Genomic DNA, 1,047 nt, shown 5'->3' on the forward strand with positions numbered 1-1,047 from the left:
CCCGCCTTTCTGATCGCAGGCCTCGAAGGGTGTAGCGGGCAGAGGCTGCATGGCCGCGAGATCGCGCTGCAGCCGCTCACCGATCGTCTCGCTCTGCCCGCGCACCTTGTCCTGCTGGCGCTTGCGGCATTGCTCCTCCAGCCACAGGTTGAACGCCTCCCAGGTCGGGAACTTCGGGATCGGCACCATGAAGTTGCGCCGGCAATAGCCTACCAGCCCCTCCACATTGCCTTTCTCGTTCCCCTTGCCCGGGCGAGCATAGCGGTCGCGGATCACGTAATGTGACAGGAAAGCGCTGAACAGCGTGGCACGCTGCCGCGTGCCGTCGGGCAGGATCTTCGTCACAAGGCAGCGATCGTTGTCATAGACGATCGAGCGCGGTACCGCGCCGAAAAACGCGAAGGCATGCACGTGTCCGTCCACCCAGGCCTCCGCCACCGCCGCCGGATAGGCCCGCACATAGCAGGCATCACTGTGCGGCAGATCGAGCGCGAAGAAGTAGGCCTTCTGCTCCACCCCGCCGATCTCCACCAGCGCTTCCCCGAAATCGGCCTGCGCATCTCCCGCAGGGTGCGCCAGCGGCACGAACATCTCCCGGCTGCGCTGTTCGCGCTCCCGGATGTAATCCTTGATGATCGTATAGCCGCCGGTGAAACCATGCTCGGTGCGCAAACGGTCGAATACCCGCTTCGCCGTATGGCGTTGCTTGCGCGGGACACTGCGGTCACCCTCAAGCCATCCATCAATGATCGCCACAAACCCGTCCAGCTTCGGGCGCTGCGGTACGGACTGGCGCCGGTAACCCGGCGGCGATGAAAACGACAGCATCTTGCGTACCGTTTCGCGCGACACATTGAAACGCTTCGCCGCCGCCCGTTGGCTCATGCCATCCGCGCAAGCCAGACGGACCTGAAGATAAAGTTCCACGCTGTAGATCCCCACACCTCCCTGACTCGGCAGAAAGGCTTCAAGGTGGACGACTTTTACGCCGCCCGCAGCAGGACTATCCCGCCGCTACCGTGGTCGAATATTGCTCCGCCGTTCTCA

Annotated in this window: 1 protein-coding gene; it reads right to left on the reverse strand. The window is 63.3% G+C overall.

Annotation, left to right across the window (positions count from 1 at the left end):
- The coding region (gene istA / locus FHS92_RS18060; protein WP_184081946.1) for an IS21 family transposase at positions 1–927 on the reverse strand (927 nt) is incomplete at its 3' end.
- Between the last annotated feature and the right edge of the window lie 120 nt (positions 928–1,047).

This window comes from Sphingobium subterraneum (assembly GCF_014199435.1).
Classification (GTDB): domain Bacteria; phylum Pseudomonadota; class Alphaproteobacteria; order Sphingomonadales; family Sphingomonadaceae; genus Sphingobium; species Sphingobium subterraneum.